This window comes from Microbacterium sp. bgisy203 (assembly GCF_057706945.1).
The window spans coordinates 128,801-147,603 of record NZ_JBYIPF010000005.1; the positions used below are offsets into that span (position 1 = coordinate 128,801).

Consider the following 18,803-nt stretch of genomic DNA (forward strand, 5'->3'; position numbering starts at 1 on the left):
AAACGAGAAAAGGCCACCCAACACTGGGTGGCCTTTTCACGAAAGAAGTCCGGCGGTGTCCTACTCTCCCACAGGGTCCCCCCTGCAGTACCATCGGCGCTGTGAGGCTTAGCTTCCGGGTTCGGAATGTAACCGGGCGTTTCCCTCACGCTATGGCCGCCGAAACACTATTGATGTTTCAGTCTGCATAACAATAGTCATTGTCATGCGGTTCTCGACCGTACATCGAGAACCACTCAGTGGACGCAAGCACCTAAAACGGTGTGTTATCAAGTCATCGGCTTATTAGTACCGGTCAGCTTCACGCGTTACCGCGCTTCCACATCCGGCCTATCAACCCAGTAGTCTGGCTGGGAGCCTCTCGCCCGAAGGCATGGAAATCTCATCTTGAGGCCGGCTTCCCGCTTAGATGCTTTCAGCGGTTATCCATCCCGAACGTAGCTAACCAGCGGTGCTCTTGGCAGAACAACTGGCACACCAGAGGTTCGTCCAACCCGGTCCTCTCGTACTAGGGTCAGATCCTCTCAAATTTCCTACGCGCGCAGCGGATAGGGACCGAACTGTCTCACGACGTTCTAAACCCAGCTCGCGTACCGCTTTAATGGGCGAACAGCCCAACCCTTGGGACCTACTCCAGCCCCAGGATGCGACGAGCCGACATCGAGGTGCCAAACCATGCCGTCGATATGGACTCTTGGGCAAGATCAGCCTGTTATCCCCGAGGTACCTTTTATCCGTTGAGCGACAGCGCTTCCACAAGCCACTGCCGGATCACTAGTCCCGACTTTCGTCCCTGCTCGACCTGTCAGTCTCACAGTCAAGCTCCCTTGTGCACTTACACTCGCCACCTGATTGCCAACCAGGTTGAGGGAACCTTTGGGCGCCTCCGTTACTTTTTGGGAGGCAACCGCCCCAGTTAAACTACCCACCAGGCACTGTCCCTGAACCGGATTACGGTTCGAAGTTAGATATCCAGAGTGACCAGAGTGGTATTTCAACAATGACTCCACGGTAACTGGCGTCACCGCTTCAAAGTCTCCCACCTATCCTACACAAGCCACACCGAACACCAATACCAAGCTGTAGTAAAGGTCACGGGGTCTTTCCGTCCTGCTGCGCGTAACGAGCATCTTTACTCGTAGTGCAATTTCGCCGAGTTCGCGGTTGAGACAGTTGGGAAGTCGTTACGCCATTCGTGCAGGTCGGAACTTACCCGACAAGGAATTTCGCTACCTTAGGATGGTTATAGTTACCACCGCCGTTTACTGGGGCTTAAATTCTCAGCTTCGCCTTGCGGCTAACCGGTCCTCTTAACCTTCCAGCACCGGGCAGGCGTCAGTCCGTATACATCGTCTTGCGACTTGGCACGGACCTGTGTTTTTAGTAAACAGTCGCTACCCACTAGTCTCTGCGGCCTCCAAACGCTTTCGGAGCAAGTCCTAATACGTCGAAGGCCCCCCTTCTCCCGAAGTTACGGGGGCATTTTGCCGAGTTCCTTAACCACGATTCTCTCGATCTCCTTGGTATTCTCTACCTGACCACCTGAGTCGGTTTGGGGTACGGGCGGCTTGAACCTCGCGTCGATGCTTTTCTCGGCAGCATAGGATCACCCACTTTTTATCCGCATCGTGTCTCAGCCTATGTGAGAGACGGATTTGCCTATCTCTCGGCCTACGCACTTGCCCCGGGACAACCATCGCCCGGGTTGGGCTACCTTCCTGCGTCACACCTGTTAATACGCTAACCGCACCAGCATGGGGTCGTGCGCTAGCTCCAACGTTCTCACCCCGAAGGGATCGATACAGAGGAATTCGGGCACTTAGCACCACTGGATTAGCTTGGGCGGTTCTTCGCCGGTACGGGAATATCAACCCGTTGTCCATCGACTACGCCTGTCGGCCTCGCCTTAGGTCCCGACTTACCCAGGGAAGATTAGCTTGACCCTGGAACCCTTGGTCTTTCGGAGGACGTGTTTCTCACACGTCTTTCGCTACTCATGCCTGCATTCTCACTCGTGTGGCCTCCACGGCTGGTTTACACCGCCGCTTCGCTGGCCACACGACGCTCTCCTACCCATCAACACGGCTGGACCACGAAGGCCTACCAATAATGTCAATGCCACAACTTCGGTGGCGTGCTTGAGCCCCGTTACATTGTCGGCGCGGAATCACTTGACCAGTGAGCTATTACGCACTCTTTCAAGGGTGGCTGCTTCTAAGCCAACCTCCTGGTTGTCAGAGCAACTCCACATCCTTTCCCACTTAGCACGCGCTTTGGGACCTTAGTTGGTGGTCTGGGTTGTTTCCCTCTCGACTATGAAGCTTATCCCCCACAGTCTCACTGCTGCGCTCTCACTTACCGGCATTCGGAGTTTGGCTGACGTCAGTAACCTTGTAGGGCCCATCGGCCATCCAGTAGCTCTACCTCCGGCAAGAAACACGCAACGCTGCACCTAAATGCATTTCGGAGAGAACCAGCTATCACGAAGTTTGATTGGCCTTTCACCCCTATCCACAGCTCATCCCCTCAGTTTTCAACCTAAGTGGGTTCGGTCCTCCACGACGTCTTACCGTCGCTTCAACCTGGCCATGGATAGATCACTTCGCTTCGGGTCTAGGACACGCGACTGAATCGCCCTATTCAGACTCGCTTTCGCTACGGCTACCCCACACGGGTTAACCTCGCCACGTATCGCTAACTCGCAGGCTCATTCTTCAAAAGGCACGCTGTCACAGCTGCTAGGGCTGCTCCAACGGTTTGTAAGCAAACGGTTTCAGGTACTATTTCACTCCCCTCCCGGGGTACTTTTCACCTTTCCCTCACGGTACTTGTCCGCTATCGGTCATCTGGGAGTATTTAGGCTTATCAGGTGGTCCTGACAGATTCACACGGGATTTCTCGGGCCCCGTGCTACTTGGGATACTCTTCGCGTCAAGGGAGGCATTTCGACTACGGGGTTGGCACCCTCTATGACCCGCCTTTCAATGCGGTTCGTCTATACCTTCTTGTAACGCCGCCACCTCGGCAGAGATGACTGAAAAGTCCCACAACCCCGAATACGCAACTCCTGCCGGATATCACACGTACTCGGTTTAGCCTGTTCCGGTTTCGCTCGCCACTACTAACGGAATCGCGGTTGCTTTCTCTTCCTGTGGGTACTGAGATGTTTCACTTCCCCACGTTCCCTCTACCCGCCCTATATATTCAGGCGGGAGTCACTGGGTCGGCACGCCGCCCAGCGGGGTTTCCCCATTCGGAGATCCTCGGATCAAAGTGTGCTTATCCACTCCCCGAGGCTTATCGCAGATTGCTACGTCCTTCTTCGGCTTCAGATGCCAAGGCATCCACCGTTTGCTCTTAAAGACTTGAAATCACATGAGTTGAATCGTCAATTGAAATTGACTAATGATCTTTAAGATCATCTTCACGAGATGATTGCTCATCTCGAAGATGCTCGCGTCCACTGTGTAGTTCTCAAAGTACGGGCGGTACCTTCTCCGCCGCCGGCGCTGCCGGCATCAGAAAAGGTCCTGAGGTTGGTCGCGGTCGAAACCGCATCCGGTCCCTCAGGACCCAACAGCGTGCATGTGCCGTCTTGCTCGACTCGAGCTTTCCTGACCCGAAGGCCGTACTGACTCGAGGTTCGCTCCTCGACACCTCGTCAAATGTTCCACCCATGAGCTAACCGGCGAGAACGTTCGTCTCGATCCGGCGCCTGGACACCCGAGGGTGCCAGATGCTCCTTAGAAAGGAGGTGATCCAGCCGCACCTTCCGGTACGGCTACCTTGTTACGACTTAGTCCTAATTACCGATCCCACCTTCGACGGCTCCCTCCACAAGGGTTGGGCCACCGGCTTCAGGTGTTACCGACTTTCATGACTTGACGGGCGGTGTGTACAAGACCCGGGAACGTATTCACCGCAGCGTTGCTGATCTGCGATTACTAGCGACTCCGACTTCATGAGGTCGAGTTGCAGACCTCAATCCGAACTGGGACCGGCTTTTTGGGATTCGCTCCACCTTGCGGTATTGCAGCCCTTTGTACCGGCCATTGTAGCATGCGTGAAGCCCAAGACATAAGGGGCATGATGATTTGACGTCATCCCCACCTTCCTCCGAGTTGACCCCGGCAGTATCCCATGAGTTCCCACCATTACGTGCTGGCAACATAGAACGAGGGTTGCGCTCGTTGCGGGACTTAACCCAACATCTCACGACACGAGCTGACGACAACCATGCACCACCTGTTCACGAGTGTCCAAAGAGTTCTACATTTCTGCAGCGTTCTCGTGTATGTCAAGCCTTGGTAAGGTTCTTCGCGTTGCATCGAATTAATCCGCATGCTCCGCCGCTTGTGCGGGTCCCCGTCAATTCCTTTGAGTTTTAGCCTTGCGGCCGTACTCCCCAGGCGGGGAACTTAATGCGTTAGCTGCGTCACGGAATCCGTGGAATGGACCCCACAACTAGTTCCCAACGTTTACGGGGTGGACTACCAGGGTATCTAAGCCTGTTTGCTCCCCACCCTTTCGCTCCTCAGCGTCAGTTACGGCCCAGAGATCTGCCTTCGCCATCGGTGTTCCTCCTGATATCTGCGCATTCCACCGCTACACCAGGAATTCCAATCTCCCCTACCGCACTCTAGTCTGCCCGTACCCACTGCAGGCCCGAGGTTGAGCCTCGGGTTTTCACAGCAGACGCGACAAACCGCCTACGAGCTCTTTACGCCCAATAATTCCGGATAACGCTTGCGCCCTACGTATTACCGCGGCTGCTGGCACGTAGTTAGCCGGCGCTTTTTCTGCAGGTACCGTCACTTTCGCTTCTTCCCTGCTAAAAGAGGTTTACAACCCGAAGGCCGTCGTCCCTCACGCGGCGTTGCTGCATCAGGCTTGCGCCCATTGTGCAATATTCCCCACTGCTGCCTCCCGTAGGAGTCTGGGCCGTGTCTCAGTCCCAGTGTGGCCGGTCACCCTCTCAGGCCGGCTACCCGTCGACGCCTTGGTGAGCCGTTACCTCACCAACAAGCTGATAGGCCGCGAGCTCATCCCTGACCGAAGTTCTTTCCAGCTGCTGAAGATGCCTTCGCAGCTCGTATCCGGTATTAGACGCCGTTTCCAGCGCTTATCCCAGAGTCAGGGGCAGATTGCTCACGTGTTACTCACCCGTTCGCCACTGATCCAGCAGAGCAAGCTCCGCTTTCACCGTTCGACTTGCATGTGTTAAGCACGCCGCCAGCGTTCATCCTGAGCCAGGATCAAACTCTCCGTAAAGAAATGTTGCTGCGATCAGCCGGAAAATGACTGAAGCAGCGAGTTTGATCTGACCAAAGGGATGTCATTGCTGACTATCCGTTGCGGACACCGAAGTGCCCGACTTTGATCCAAAGGAATCTCTGCCGGCTAGGCCGGCACGAGGTTATTTGGCATTTGACAAGTGCACGCTGTTGAGTTCTCAAGGATCGGATGCTCCTGCCGTTCGGCCTCTCGGCCTTCCTTGCAGGGCAACTTCTCTATCTTACACTTCGTGTTTCGCTTGTCAAATCGGCGTTTTCGACTCGAGGTCGGACGCGATGACTCGCAGTTCACGAAGCTAGATCGGCGCTCGGCGTTTCGGCTTCAAGCCAGCCCGCCGGGCAACTTCTCTATCTTATCCCTCTCGCTCAGCGTGTCAAATCGGCCGCCGTGACTGATTTCTGTCGTCTCCAGCAGCACTCTTCGACCGCGTGGTGAGGAGTGGGATTCCATCCTAGACCAGGAGGTCTTGTTCTCTCAATCGAGAGGTTTGGGATGGAGTGGTTCTCCGCTTGAGGGGGCGAGGCCTTCCGGCCCTTCGCTCTTCCCTGTGGGGCGAACAAGTAATAAGTTACGTGGGTTCTGGGGTTCCGGCAAATCGTGCCCGCATCCCGGGCGTGTCGCGTGCGCAGTGCCGGCGGGTTCCGGCCGGTCACGGGGCGAAAGCGCCCGAATCAGTCGGCGAGACGGCGCCGGGCGATGACGACGACGCACAGCGCGAGGGTCAGCGCACCCCACACGGCGCACGCCGGCGGAAGCACGCGATAAGCGAGATGCTGCACCGTCCAGGCGTCGGTGATCGGCCCGTACGCGACGAGCCCCCACACCCACGCCGCGATCAGGATGATCGGAAGCGAGACCCACCACGCCGTCCGCACGCTGGCGGCCAGGACGCGCCGGACGGATGCCGGGCGCCGGCGCGAGAGCCAGACCACCCCGAAGACCGCGAGCATCACGAGGCCGAGGATGCTCGATCCGTGCTGCACCCACTTGTACCCGGGCAGCGGTCCCCACATCTGCGCGAGCGCGGGGATCATGCGCACGCCCCATCGACCCTCGTGCGTGAAGGCATCCCACACGATGTGCGACAGCACACCGAGGACGAGCGAGATCGCGACGGCGACGGCGAAGACGACGGGCGTGCGCCATACGTCGCTCCGTGCGCCGGACCGGACGCTCCGGAGCGCCGCGATCCCCGTCGTGTCCCACTCCCCCGGCAGTCGCTCGGCCAGCCACGCGGGCGCGAGTTCGCGCACCGCCGGACGGAAGAGGAGGTACCACGCCGCAAGGAGCACGAGCGCGATCGCCGCGGAGAGCGCGACGTTCGTATGCGTCGCCTGATACGTGAGCGGGGTGCCGCGCAGGAACAGCGGCAGGTCGGGCGTCATCGCCCCCACGGCGATCGCCGCCGGCAGCAGCGGCGTGCGCAGGAACGGCAGCGCGACGACGGCATGCGACGGTGTGAACGGCATGTCGTCGTCGCGCGGCTCTCAGTCGGAGGTCAGGATGCCGTGACGAACAGTCCGGCGAGGGTCTTCTTGCCGCGCCGGAGCACCGAGACGCCACCCGGCAGGGAGCCGGTCACGACGGCATCCTCATCGTCGACCTTCGCACCGTCGAGCGAGACACCGCCCTGCGCGATCGCGCGCCGCGCCTCGGACAGACTCGACGTCAGTCCGGTGTCGACGAGCGCCTGAGTGACCGGCGTGCCCGCAGGAATCTCTGCGTGCGGAAGCTCCTCGAGCGCGCTGCGGAGCGTCGCCGCATCGAGCGCGTGCAGGTCGCCCGAGCCGAAGAGCGCATCGGATGCCGCGATGGCCGCTTGCGCCGCGGCCGCCCCGTGCACCAGGGTGACGACCTCTTCCGCCAGCCGCTTCTGGGCGGCGCGGCGGAACGGCTCGGTCTCGACGAGCGCCCCGTACTCCTCGATCTCGGCGCGCGAGAGGAACGTGAAAACCTTGAGCCGCTCGATCACATCGGCATCCAGCGTGTTGAGCCAGAACTGGTAGAACGCGTACGGGCTCGTGAGCTCGGCGTCGATCCAGATCGCGTTGCCCTCGCTCTTGCCGAACTTGGTGCCGTCGCTGTTGGTGATCAGTGGCGTCCCGATCGCGTGGACGCTCGCACCCTCGACACGGTGGACGAGGTCGGTGCCGCTCGTGAGGTTGCCCCACTGGTCGGACCCGCCGGTCTGCAGGACGCAGTCGTACTGCCGGTACAGCTCGAGGAAGTCGAGACCCTGCAGGATCTGGTAGCTGAACTCGGTGTAGCTGATGCCGGCCTCGGAGTTGAGGCGCGCGCTCACGGCATCCTTCTTCAGCATCGTGCCGACCCGGTAGTGCTTGCCGATGTCGCGGAGGAAGTCGATCGCCGACAGCGGCGCGGTCCAGTCGAGGTTGTTGACCATGCGCGCGGGGTTCTCGCCCTCGAAGCTGAGGTACCGCTCGACCTGGCCGCGTAGGCGCTCCACCCACTCGGCAACGGTCTCGCGCGTGTTGAGGGTGCGCTCAGCGGTCGGGCGGGGGTCGCCGATGAGACCCGTCGACCCGCCGACGAGACCGAGCGGGCGATGACCGGCCAGCTGCAGGCGGCGCAGCAGGAGAAGCTGCACGAGGTGGCCGAGATGCAGGCTGGGCGCGGTGGGGTCGAAGCCGCAGTAGTACGTGATCGGGTCGCCGGCGAGGAGGGCGCTCAGCGCCTCTTGGTCGGTGGACACGTGCACCAGGCCGCGCCAGACGATCTCGTCCCAGACGTTGTCGAACGAGGGATCGTTGGCCGGCGCCAGCGCGCGCACGGCGGCGGCCGGTGCGCTCACGGAGACGGTTTCAGACACCCGTTCAGGCTATCAGCGCGCGGCGGAGCCTCCTCCCTCGCGCCGCGCCGGTCGCGTGTCGGAGTCGCATGCCAGACTGAGCGCGTGACCACCGACCTGCTCGCGACGACGATCGTGGCGATCTTCGTGTTCGGCGCGCTGTGCGCCGCGCTCGTGCTGGTGACGGTGTCGCTGCGGCGCCCGCGCGGTCTTCCGCTGATGATCGCCGCCGGTCTCGTCGTGCTCTGCGTCATCGTGGTCGCGATCCTGCCCTGGCCGCTGCCGTCGCTCTCCGTCGCCGTGCTCGCTCTCCTCGCCGTGGCGCTGGCCACCTTCGGCGGCAATCCGCTCGTGCGCTGGGTGCTGAACGCCGCCGACGGCGGGCGCACTCCGGAGGGACCGCGCGGTGGCATCCTCGTCGAACTCATGGCGGAGCCGCCCGCGCCTCCGCTGCAGGAGGAGATCCTCCGCGGCGGCACGACGATCGGCTACCTCGAGCGTCTCGCCGCGGCCCTCAGCATCGTCGCCGGCTTCCCCGCCGCGATCGCCGTGATCGTCGCGCTGAAGGGCATCGGGCGGTTCACCGAGCTCGCGACGCCCGCCGCCCGCGAGCGGTTCATCGTCGGGACGCTCGCGAGCCTCCTCTGGGCGTGCGCGGTGGGCGGCATCGTTCCGCTCGCGCTGGTGTGAGAGCGGCCCACTCCCCGCGAAGCTCACTCCCCGCAGGGCTCACTCCCCGCGCAGCAGGCGGAAGCCCTCCACGAGCGCACCGACGCCGGCCGACGCGAGCGCCTGCGAGACGGCGGACTGGCTGATCCCCTCGTCGCGCGCGAGGTCGACCTGCGTGCGCCCCTGGATCCTGCCGTAGGCGAGGCGGCGTGTTCGGGCGCTCATGCCGCTGACGATCTCGTCGCGGGCGAGCAGGTAGGCGTTGGAGAGGGCGACGGATGCCTCGTCGACGCCCTCGGCCGCGGACACCCACGTGCGGGCGCCCGGGACGGTCCGCGACTGGAGCGCATGGACGGTGTCGATGGCCTCGCGTGCCGCCCACCAGGCGGGGCCCTCGGGGAGCGCGCCGGCGCGCGAGGGGACCTCCGCCGTCGCCCCGATCCCGAGGCCGTATCGGCAGTCGACGCCGTCGGGGAGCGCGAGACGCACGAGGAGCAGCCCCGCCATCGCGTCGGTGAGCGTCGCGTATGTGCCTTGGAGTTCGTCGCCGACCGTCGGGATCAGCGGGCGGGTTGCGAGCGGGAGGTCTCGCTCGACGCGGAGGATCGCGTCGTCGATCGCCGCCTGCGCCGCCGTGCGGTCGGCGAGGGCGCGGGAGCCGACGATGTCGGCGATCACGGCGATCGTCACAAAAGAGGTATATCACTTATATTCGGCAAATATAAGTGAATAGCTGAAGTCGCCCACTCCGCCATGCCAGACTCGACACATGCCGGTCGCAGACGGTTCCGCCCCTGGAACACTCGGCGCGCTCGCGCAGGCGTACGTCAACGTCCAGTGCACCACGATCCTCGCGGCCGCGGAAGCCCTCGCGGCCCACGACGAGGAGGCCGTCCATCCGACCCGGGTCGCGGTGCGCCGGTTGCGGGCGACGCTGCGGACCTTCCCGCGCGTCTACCTGCGCGGGCGACGCGACCACCTCGCGACAGAACTGCGGTGGTGGGGCGAGACGCTCGGACGCCTCCGCGATCTGCAGATCATCGAGCAGCACGTCACCGCCGCGCTCGACGCGACGGATCCCTCCGCCCTCGCGGAGCTCGCCGACGACCGCGCCGCCGCGTGGCGGGCGTGCGACACCGCGGCGACGAGCACGCGCTTCGCCGCGCTCGCCGCGGAGCTCGATCGGTGGCGAACAGCTCCGCCGTTCGGTGCGGCGGCGATGCTCCCGGCCTCGGCCGCCCGACCCGCGGTCGACGAGGCGGGCGCGAGCCTCGACCGGAGATTGCGGCGCGCGGCGCGGGCGATCGCGCGCGGCGAGGCGGACGCCGCCGAGCGGATCCACTCCGCGCGCAAAGCCGCGAAGCGCCACCGCTACGCGGTCGAACTCGCACGCCCCGTGCTCGAAGCGGATGCCGACGACACCCATGATCGTCTGCGTGCGCTGCAAGACGCGTTGGGCGAGAGACAGGATGCCGTCGTGACGCTCGCGTGGCTCGACGGCATGCGCGGAGCGCTCGACGCCGATGCGGTCGCCGCCGTCGTCGCGGTGCAGCGCGGCATCCTCGCCGACACGGCGCACCTGCTCACGGCCGAGCCGAATGACCCGGCCGCAGGCGGTGGGGCGGGCGGGACTCTCTAGAGCCCGAGCGCGTGGGCGGCCGCCTGAGCGCGCGCCGTCAACTCCGCACGCTGCTCGGTGACGCGCACGGGAGCCGTGCCGCCCGCGCCCGCGCGACTCGCGACCGAGCCCTCGATCGTCAGCACGTCGCGGACGTCGGGCGTGAGGTCGGGCGACACGCTCGCGAGGAGGGCGTCGTCGGCATCCTCCAGCCCGATCCCCCGCTCCTCGCACGCGCGGACGAGCGATCCGGAGACCTCGTGCGCGTCGCGGAACGGGATGCCGCGTCGCACGAGCCAGTCGGCGACGTCCGTCGCGAGCGAGAACCCCTGCGGGGCGAGCGCGGCCATGCGGGAGGTGTCGAAGCGCATCGTCGCGACCATCCCCGCGAAAGCCGGAAGGAGCACCTCGAGGGTGGCGACGGAGTCGAAGACGGGCTCCTTGTCCTCCTGGAGGTCGCGGTTGTACGCGAGCGGGAGGCCCTTGAGCGTCGCGAGGAGTCCCGTGAGGTTGCCGATGACACGACCTGCCTTCCCCCGGGCGAGCTCCGCGATGTCGGGATTCTTCTTCTGCGGCATGATGCTCGATCCGGTCGAGTAGCCGTCGTCGAGGCGGACGAAGCCGAACTCGGCGGTGTTCCAGAGGATGATGTCCTCGGCGAAGCGCGAGAGGTCGACCCCGATCATCGTGGCGATGAACGCGAACTCCGCCACGACGTCGCGCGCGGCGGTGCCGTCGAGGGAGTTCTCCGCGGGGCGCGACAGACCGAGGCGCGCGGCCACGAGGGCGGGGTCGAGACCGAGCGACGACCCGGCGAGCGCTCCCCCGCCGTAGGGCGAGACCGACGCGCGCGCCGACCAGTCGCGGAGGCGCTCGAGGTCGCGCACGAGCGGCCAGGCGTGCGCCTGCAGGTGGTGGGCGAGGAGCACGGGCTGCGCGTGCTGCAGGTGCGTGCGCCCGGGCATGATCGCCTCGGGGTGGGCGCCCGCCTGCGACACGATCGCGTCGATGAGGCGGAGCACGTCGCGAGCGATGATGCGGGCGTGCTCGAGCAGGTAGAGGCGCACGAGGGTTGCGATCTGATCGTTGCGGCTGCGGCCGGCACGGAGCTTTCCACCGAGCTCGGGACCCACTTCGGCGATGAGGGCGGCTTCGAGCGCACCGTGCACGTCTTCGTCGGCGTCGGATGCCGTGAGCTCCCCGCTCTGCCATGCGGCCAGCAGCGCATCGAGGCCCGCGTGCATGCGCTCTTCCTCATCGGCGGTGAGGTAGCCCGCGGCGGCGAGCGCGGCGGCGTGCGCGTGCGAGCCCGCGATGTCGTAGGGAGCGAGCACCCAGTCGAACTGGGTCGACCGGCTGAGCGCGGCGAGCTCGGGCGACGGCCCGGTCGCGAAGCGCGCCCCCCACAGGGCACCCTCGTTCGTGCCGTGCGCGGCGTCGGGGTTCTCGGGTGCGCCGGGAGTGGTTTCGCTCACCCCGACAGCCTACCGAGGCCGCCGCGCGCGCCTGGAGGCAGGCACGCGAACCGCGACCGCGCGAGCGCGGCATCCGTCTTCGTCGGCATCCGTCTTCGTCGGCATCCGTCATCGTCGGCATCCGTCATCGTCGGCATCCGTCTTCGTCGGCGCATATCGCCGTCATTCACCCGCATGACGACGAGGTGCGCCGACGAAACCCCACGTGAGGACGATACGCGCCGACGAAACCCCGGCGCGACGCGCTACGCGACCCGGCGGGTCGCGAGACGGGCGACGCGCGCGAACACCCACTCGAGCGGGCCGCGGCCCACCAGCAGCGCCCACGCGGTGCAGAAGGCGATCGTGCCGAGCGCGAACGGCCAGAAGGGTGAGAGGTCCCGCATGCCGAGGAGGTCGCCGGTGTCTCCGAGCACGGCAGCGGCCACGAGCGCCCAGGCGACAATCTGACCGACGTACGCGGTGAGGGGCATCGCGCCGACGGCGCGGAGCGGCAGGCTCACGGCGGCGGCGGCGCGCACCCGGCACAGCAGGAGGCACACGGCGAGGGATGCCAGGGCGAACCCGCCCGAGCCGATCACTTCGAGCAGTCCGCTCGAGTGCGCCTCACCGGCCAGCACCTCGGAGAGGTAACCTCCGGTCGGGACGGCGCCCGACGCGGTGACGGCGGCATCCGTGCCGTAGCCGATGAGCGCCAGCGACGCGCCGGCCCCGAGGAGGACGGGCGGCGTCCGCGCGGCCGCGAGATCCGACCGGCCCGCCGCGAGCCCGGCGACGACGAATGCGATCCAGACCGTCACCGGGTAATGCCAGCCGACCGCGTTCGACACGTCACGCCCGGTGTCGCCGGCCCAGAGCGGCAGCGCGTCGAGCACCGGCTGCACCCACGGCATGACGAGCGCGAGCGCGGCCGCGAGAGCCCAGAGCGCGGGCGCCCGCAGGCGCAGAAGCGGCAGGGCGAGGAGGAAGAGGACGCCGTACGCCGGCAGGATCACGTACACCGGCACGCCCGTCGCGATCAGCGCGAGGCCCACGGCCCACAGGAGCACGGCGCGCACGGCCAGCGAGGCCCGGACACGCCGCAGCGCCCGGCCGGGCGAGAGCGGCACGGCGCCGCCGGAGACGAGCGCGATCGAGACGCCCGCGAGCGTCGCGAACAGGATCGACGACCTCCCGTTCACGATGTCGCCCCACGTCGCGGGGTCGTCCCACCGCCACGTCGGAAGGGTCACGAGGTGCGCGGCGAGCATGCCGAGCACCGCGAATCCGCGCGCGAGGTCGACCCCCTGCAGGCGTGCGGGCCCGGAGAGGTAGCCGGTGGGCGTCCGCGCTACTGCTGGCGCAGCAGCCACACGAGAAGCGCCTTCTGCGCGTGGAGGCGGTTCTCGGCCTCGTCCCAGACGACCGACTGCGGTCCGTCGATGACCTCGGCATCCACCTCATAGCCGCGATCGGCGGGGAGGCAGTGGATGAAGATGGCGTCGGGCTTCGCAAGCGACATCGTCTCCTGGGTGACCTTGTACCCGCCGAGGTCGCGCAAGCGCTGGAGCTTCTCCTCCTCCTTGCCCATCGACACCCACGTGTCGGTGACGATCACGTCGGCGCCGGATGCCGCCTCGTGCGGGTCGGAGTACAGCGTGACCGAGCCGCCGGTCTGCGCGGCGATGCGGTCGGCGTCGGCGATGACGTCCTCGCGCGGCGCGTACTCCGCCGGCGAGGCCACGCGCACGTGCATGCCCGCGGTGACCCCCGCGAGGACGTACGAGTGACCCATGTTGGACTTGCCGTCACCGAAGAACGTCAGCGTGAGTCCCTTCAGCTCTCCCTTGTGCTCGCGGATCGTCAGAAGGTCGGCGAGCAGCTGGCAGGGGTGGAAGTCGTCGCTCAGCGCGTTGACGACGGGAACGGTCGTCCCCCGCGCCATCTCCTCCAGTCCCGCCTGGGCGTATGTGCGCCACACGATCGCCGCGACCTGGCGCTCGAGCACACGGGCCGTGTCGGAGGGGGTCTCCTTGCCGCCGAGCTGACTGTTCGCGGTGGAGATGACGAGAGGCGAGCCGCCGAGGTCGGCGATGCCGACGGCGAACGAGACCCGCGTGCGCGTCGAGCTCTTGTCGAAGATGACGGCGACCGTCTGAGGGCCCTCGAGGGGCTTCAGCTTCCAGCGGTCCTTCTTCAGCGACACGGCCAGATCGAGGATCTCGGACTGTTCGGCCGGGCTCAGATCGTCGTCGCGGAGCAGATGGCGGGTCATGCGGGCACCTCCGAGGTGTCGGGCGTCTGGCTGTCGGGCGTGGACGGGGAATCGAGCAGCAGGGCGTCCTGCACGGTGCGCAGGGCCCGCGCGAAGAGGTCCTGGAACTCGTCGATCTCGACGTCGCCGATCGTGAGCGCCGGCGCGATGCGGATCGTAGAGTCGTTCGCGGCGTTGATGATCAGCCCGTGCTGCTGCGCGGCGGCGACGACGGCGCCCGCGACGGGCGCGGTGAGCGCGATGCCGATCAGAAGGCCGCGGCCCCGGCATCCCTCGACGAGGCTCGAACCGATCGCCGCGACAGCCTGACGCACCTGGTCACCGCGCACGCGCGCGTTCTCGACGAGGCCCGCCCGCTCGATCTCGCCGAGGACGGCGGTCGCGGTCGCCGTGCCGAGGGCGTTGCCGCCGAAGGTCGAGCCGTGCGTGCCGGGGTAGAAGAGGTCGCTCGCCGCGCCGAAGGTCACGAGCGCGCCGATCGGGAAGCCGCCGCCGATGCCCTTCGCGACCGTGATCGCGTCGGGGACGATCCCCTCGTGCTGGAACGCGAACCATGCGCCGGTCCGGCCGGCGCCGGTCTGGATCTCGTCGATGATGAGGAGCGCGCCGTGGCGGGCCGTGATCTCGCGCGCCGCGGCGAGGTACCCATCGGGAAGCTCGACGACACCCGCCTCGCCCTTGATCGGTTCGACGAAGAGCGCGGCGACCGAGTCGTCCATCGCCGCTTCGAGCGCTTCGACGGTCGAGTCGATGGACTCCACCCCCGGGGTCATCGGGAGGAACGGCTCCTGCATCTGCGGCTTGCCGGTGAGCGCGAGCGTGCCCATCGTCCGTCCGTGGAACGCGTTCTTGAGCGACAGGATGCGGGGGCGGTCGGAACCGCCGTGCAGGCGCGCGAGCTTGAAGGCCGCCTCGTTCGCCTCGGCGCCGGAGTTCCCGAAGTAGACGCGGCCCGACTCCCCCGTGCCCGCGAGGCGCTTGAGGAGCGCGGCGAGCGCGAGCTGCGGCGGGGTCGCGAAGTAGTTCGAGACGTGCGCCAGGGTCGCCGCCTGCTGGGCGATCGCCTCCACGAACACGGGGTGCGCGTGGCCGAGGGAGGTCACCGCGATGCCGCCGAGGAAGTCCAGGTAGCGGCGGCCGTCGGCATCCCACAGCGACGAGCCCTCGCCGCGGACGAACAGCGCGTACCGGTCACCCGAGTTGCGCACGAGGTCGCGCGCCACGTCGTCCTGCCAGGATGCCTGGACCCCCGCCGTCTGGATTCCCGTCTCCGACCCGCTCACTGCGCGACCACCTCTGTTCCGATTCCCTGTTCCGTGAAGATCTCCACCAGCACCGAGTGCGGCTGGCGGCCGTCGATGATCGCCGCCGTGTCGACGCCGCCGTCGACGGCATCCAGGCACGCCTGCATCTTCGGGATCATTCCCGATTCGAGCCTCGGCAGCATCGCGCGGAGCTCGTCGGCGGTGAGGTGGGAGACGAGCGAATCGCGGTTCGGCCAATCGGCGTACAGGCCCGCGACGTCGGTCAGAACGACCAGCTTCGCCGCGCCGAGCTCGATCGCGAGCGACGCAGCGGCCGCGTCGGCGTTGACATTGAGCGAATGGCCGGGCTGATCGAGGTCGGGCGCGATCGAGGAGACGACCGGGATCCGTCCGGCCGCGAGCTGGTCGAGGACCGGCCGCGGGTCGACCGCGACGACATCGCCGACCGCGCCGAGGTCGTGCTCGAGTCCGTCGATGACGACGCCGCGCCGGCGTCCGCCGAACAGCCCCGCGTCTTCGCCCGAGAGCCCCGCGGCAAGCGGGCCGTACGCGTTGATGCGAGCCACGAGCTGGGGGTTGACCTGACCGGTGAGGACCATGCGGACGACTCCCATCGCCTCGGTCGAGGTCACCCGGTAGCCGCCCTTGAACTCGCTCGGGATCGCCAGGCGATCGAGCATCTGGGAGATCTGCGGACCCCCGCCGTGCACGACGACGGGCTTCACCCCGACGAAGCGGAGGTAGGCGACGTCCTGCGCGAAGGCATCCTGCAACTCCTCGGACACCATCGCGTTGCCGCCGTACTTGATGACGATGATCTGGTCGCGGAAGCGCTGCAGCCACGGCAGCGATTCGATCAGGACGGCGGCCTTCTCGGCCGCCTGCTCGGGCGTCGTGCGCTGGACGTTGTCGCCGGTCGTGTCGCTCGTCGTATCGCTCATGAGGAGTACGCGCTGTTCTCGTGGACGTAGTCGTGCGTCAGGTCGTTCGTGAGGATCGTCGCCGCCGCATCGCCCTCCTTGAGGTCGATGAGCACATCGGTCGCGCGCGGGGTCAGGTCGACCTCCTCGCGCGGACGGTCGGGAGCGCCGGCGCTGCACAGGCGCACGCCGTTGAAGGACACATCGACCGCGTAGGGGTCGAAGGATGCCTGGGTGGTGCCGATCGCGGCGAGCACGCGGCCCCAGTTCGGGTCGTTCCCGAAGATCGCCGCCTTGAAGAGGTTGTTGCGGGCGACCGACCGGCCGACCTCGACGGCATCCGCTTCGCTCGCCGCGTTCACGACGCGGATCGTGATGTCGTGGCTCGCTCCCTCGGCATCCGCCTGCAGCTGCCGCGCGAGGTCTTCGCAGACCTGCGTGAGCGCCGCCTCGAAGGCGCCGGCGGCGGGCGTCACGCCCGAGGCCCCCGAGACCATCAGCGTCACCTGGTCGTTCGTCGACATGCAGCCGTCGGAGTCGAGCCGGTCGAAGCTCACGCGAGTCGCGGCGCGCAGGTGGGCGTCTGCCTCCGCGGCGGTGAGAACCGCATCGGTCGTGAGGACGACGAGCATCGTGGCGAGGCCCGGCGCGAGCATGCCGGCGCCTTTGGCCATCCCGCCGATCGTCCAGCCGTCGCCGTGGAACACGCTGAGCTTGGGGACCGTGTCGGTCGTCATGATCGCGCGCGCCGCGTCGTCGCCGCCGTCCGCGGAGAGCGCGGCGATCGCGGCCTCGGTGCCGGCGAGCACCTTGCCGCGGAACACCTCGTCGCCCGTGCCGATGAGACCCGTCGAGCAGACGAGCACGTCGCCCGAGCTCACCCCCAGCAGCTCCCCCGCACTCTCGGCGGTCTGGTGCGTCGTCTGGAACCCGAACGACCCCGTGAAGCAGTTCGCCCCGCCCGAGTTGAGCACGATCGCCTCGACCGTGCCGTCGGCGATCGCCTGCTGCGACCAGAGGATCGGGTTCGCCTTCGCGCGGTTGCTCGTGAACACCGCCGCCCCGACCTTCAGGGGGCCGCGGTTGACGACGACGGCGACGTCGGGCTTGCCGGTGGACTTGAGCTGCGCGGCGACGCCCGCCGCCTCGAAGCCGGACGGTGCGGTGACGCTCACGGGGCGACTCCGTTCACGGTGAGGCCCCGGTCTTCGGGAAGACCCAGGGCGATGTTCATGGATTGGACGGCGGCGCCCGCCGTGCCCTTCACGAGGTTGTCGACCGCCGCGACCACGACGACGCGGTTCGCGGCGCGGTCGATCGCGAGGCCCAGGAGCGCGGTGTTCGCGCCGAGGACGTCGGCGGTGCGCGGGAACTGACCCTCGGGAAGGAGCTCGACGAACGTCTCGTCGGCGTAAGCGGCCTCCCAGGCACCCCGGATCCCGGCATCCGTCACGCCCTCCGCGATCGGGGCCGAGGAGGTCGCGAGGATGCCGCGGGCCATCGGCACGATGACGGGCGTGAAGGAGATCCGTACGTCCCCGGCCGCGCCCGCGGCGACGAGCGCCTGGCGGATCTCGGGGATGTGCCGGTGCGTGCCGCCGACGGCATACGGGTTCGCGGAGCCGAGGATCTCGGCGGCGAGCAGGTTGGTCTTGAGGCTCTTGCCGGCGCCCGACGGTCCGACGGCGAGGACGCTCACGATGTCGGAGGGGTCGATGACCCCCGCCGCGACGCCGGGCGCGAGACTCAGCGACACCGTCGACGCGTTGCAGCCGGGGGCCGCGATGCGCCGCGCACCGACGAGGTTGTCGCGCTGCGTGCCGCTTCCCTCTGCACCCGCGACCGGCAACTCGGGAACGCCGTACGCCCACGGCTCGTGGAACGCCCCGCCGTAGAACGCGTCCCAGGCATCCTGCGACGTGAGGCGGTGATCGGCGCCCGCGTCGATGACGAGAGGCACATCTCCCAGGGCATCCGTGTACTGCCCCGATTGGCCGTGCGGCAGGGCGAGGAAGACGATGTCGTGGCCGGCGAGGACCTCGGGCGTCGTGTCCTGGAGGGTCAGGTGCGCAAGCTGGCGCAGGTGCGGCTGGTGCAGCGCGAGGGGCTGACCGGCGTTCGAGTGCGCCGTGACGGTGGTGATCTCGATGTCGGGATGGGCGGCGAGCACGCGCAGGATCTCGCCCCCCGCATAGCCGGAAGCGCCGGAGACGGCGACCGAATAGGTCATTGTCCAACCTTATTGTCTGAAGCGGTGCCGCGACGCGGGATGCGGGCGGCAGGGACCGGCGACGGCGACTCCGACGGCTCGACCCGCCGCGGGACGGCGAGGAGCGCGGGGTCGCCTAGAGTCGGCGGTCGCCCAGACGGATGCCGCGTCGGCGCGCGCCGGACACCGCGAAGACGGTGATCGGGGCCGAGAGCATGCCGCGACGATAGCGCCCGGACGGGCGCGGGCGCAAATCCGGGCTCATCCCGTCGTCATCGGGCGAGGCCGG

General features: G+C 66.7%; 12 protein-coding genes and 3 rRNA genes. 2 read left to right on the forward strand and 13 right to left on the reverse strand.

Annotated elements, in window-relative coordinates:
* Positions 1-47: 47 nt before the first annotated feature.
* From rrf to tyrS, 5 genes are all read right to left on the reverse strand, one after another.
* Positions 48-164, reverse strand: a 5S ribosomal RNA gene (gene rrf / locus AC3ENQ_RS09760).
* Between the two features lie 101 nt (positions 165-265).
* Positions 266-3,371, reverse strand: a 23S ribosomal RNA gene (locus AC3ENQ_RS09765).
* Between the two features lie 376 nt (positions 3,372-3,747).
* A 16S ribosomal RNA gene (locus tag AC3ENQ_RS09770) occupies positions 3,748-5,271 on the reverse strand.
* Together the 16S, 23S and 5S rRNA genes form the textbook arrangement of a ribosomal RNA operon.
* A gap of 695 nt (positions 5,272-5,966) precedes the next feature.
* Positions 5,967-6,764, reverse strand: a complete 798-nt coding sequence (locus AC3ENQ_RS09775; RefSeq protein ID WP_431804086.1) for a DUF4184 family protein — start codon at positions 6,762-6,764, stop codon at positions 5,967-5,969.
* 29 nt (positions 6,765-6,793) lie between these two features.
* A complete protein-coding gene (tyrS, locus tag AC3ENQ_RS09780) occupies positions 6,794-8,125 on the reverse strand; it encodes a tyrosine--tRNA ligase (RefSeq protein WP_431804088.1) in 1,332 nt (443 codons plus the stop codon).
* A gap of 84 nt (positions 8,126-8,209) precedes the next feature.
* Here tyrS and AC3ENQ_RS09785 point away from each other — a divergent pair, with 84 nt between their 5' ends.
* On the forward strand, positions 8,210-8,794 hold the full coding sequence (locus AC3ENQ_RS09785; RefSeq protein ID WP_431804090.1) for a hypothetical protein: 585 nt from the start codon (positions 8,210-8,212) through the stop codon (positions 8,792-8,794).
* 39 nt (positions 8,795-8,833) lie between these two features.
* On the opposite strand, the gene AC3ENQ_RS09790 is transcribed toward AC3ENQ_RS09785, so the two are convergent.
* Complete coding sequence (locus AC3ENQ_RS09790) at positions 8,834-9,463, reverse strand: SatD family protein (protein ID WP_431804092.1); 630 nt, start codon at positions 9,461-9,463, stop codon at positions 8,834-8,836.
* A 79-nt stretch (positions 9,464-9,542) separates the two neighbouring features.
* Between AC3ENQ_RS09790 and AC3ENQ_RS09795 the strand changes: the two genes are divergently transcribed.
* The gene (locus AC3ENQ_RS09795) at positions 9,543-10,412 is read left to right on the forward strand and encodes a CHAD domain-containing protein (protein WP_431804094.1); all 870 of its coding nucleotides are present in this window, start codon (positions 9,543-9,545) and stop codon (positions 10,410-10,412) included.
* On the opposite strand, the gene argH is transcribed toward AC3ENQ_RS09795, so the two are convergent.
* The 7 genes from argH to argC all read right to left on the reverse strand — a co-directional run bounded on the left by argH (position 10,409) and on the right by argC (position 18,535).
* A complete protein-coding gene (gene argH / locus AC3ENQ_RS09800) occupies positions 10,409-11,866 on the reverse strand; it encodes an argininosuccinate lyase (RefSeq protein ID WP_431804096.1) in 1,458 nt (485 codons plus the stop codon). The two genes, AC3ENQ_RS09795 and argH, sit on opposite strands and share 4 nt — an antisense overlap.
* A gap of 245 nt (positions 11,867-12,111) precedes the next feature.
* Positions 12,112-13,218, reverse strand: a complete 1,107-nt coding sequence (locus AC3ENQ_RS09805) for a heparan-alpha-glucosaminide N-acetyltransferase domain-containing protein (RefSeq protein ID WP_431804097.1) — start codon at positions 13,216-13,218, stop codon at positions 12,112-12,114.
* A complete protein-coding gene (gene argF / locus AC3ENQ_RS09810; RefSeq protein WP_431804099.1) occupies positions 13,197-14,120 on the reverse strand; it encodes an ornithine carbamoyltransferase in 924 nt (307 codons plus the stop codon). Before argF ends, AC3ENQ_RS09805 begins: the two co-directional genes overlap by 22 nt.
* A complete protein-coding gene (locus tag AC3ENQ_RS09815) occupies positions 14,117-15,403 on the reverse strand; it encodes an acetylornithine transaminase (protein WP_431804101.1) in 1,287 nt (428 codons plus the stop codon). The genes argF and AC3ENQ_RS09815 overlap by 4 nt, the downstream gene beginning before the upstream one ends.
* Positions 15,400-16,326, reverse strand: a complete 927-nt coding sequence (gene argB, locus AC3ENQ_RS09820; RefSeq protein WP_431804103.1) for an acetylglutamate kinase — start codon at positions 16,324-16,326, stop codon at positions 15,400-15,402. The genes AC3ENQ_RS09815 and argB overlap by 4 nt, the downstream gene beginning before the upstream one ends.
* The gene (gene argJ / locus AC3ENQ_RS09825) at positions 16,323-17,480 is read right to left on the reverse strand and encodes a bifunctional glutamate N-acetyltransferase/amino-acid acetyltransferase ArgJ (protein ID WP_431804105.1); all 1,158 of its coding nucleotides are present in this window, start codon (positions 17,478-17,480) and stop codon (positions 16,323-16,325) included. Before argJ ends, argB begins: the two co-directional genes overlap by 4 nt.
* A complete protein-coding gene (gene argC / locus AC3ENQ_RS09830; RefSeq protein WP_431804107.1) occupies positions 17,477-18,535 on the reverse strand; it encodes an N-acetyl-gamma-glutamyl-phosphate reductase in 1,059 nt (352 codons plus the stop codon). The genes argJ and argC overlap by 4 nt, the downstream gene beginning before the upstream one ends.
* Between the last annotated feature and the right edge of the window lie 268 nt (positions 18,536-18,803).

Bases quoted from the DNA above. Each gene is read 5' to 3' on its own strand.
- argB (WP_431804103.1), bottom strand. From the start codon at position 16,326: ATGAGCGATACGACGAGCGACACGACCGGCGACAACGTCCAGCGCACG.
- AC3ENQ_RS09775 (WP_431804086.1), bottom strand. From the start codon at position 6,764: ATGCCGTTCACACCGTCGCATGCCGTCGTCGCGCTGCCGTTCCTGCGC.
- AC3ENQ_RS09795 (WP_431804094.1), top strand. From the start codon at position 9,543: ATGCCGGTCGCAGACGGTTCCGCCCCTGGAACACTCGGCGCGCTCGCG.
- argF (WP_431804099.1), bottom strand. From the start codon at position 14,120: ATGACCCGCCATCTGCTCCGCGACGACGATCTGAGCCCGGCCGAACAG.
- argC (WP_431804107.1), bottom strand. From the start codon at position 18,535: ATGACCTATTCGGTCGCCGTCTCCGGCGCTTCCGGCTATGCGGGGGGC.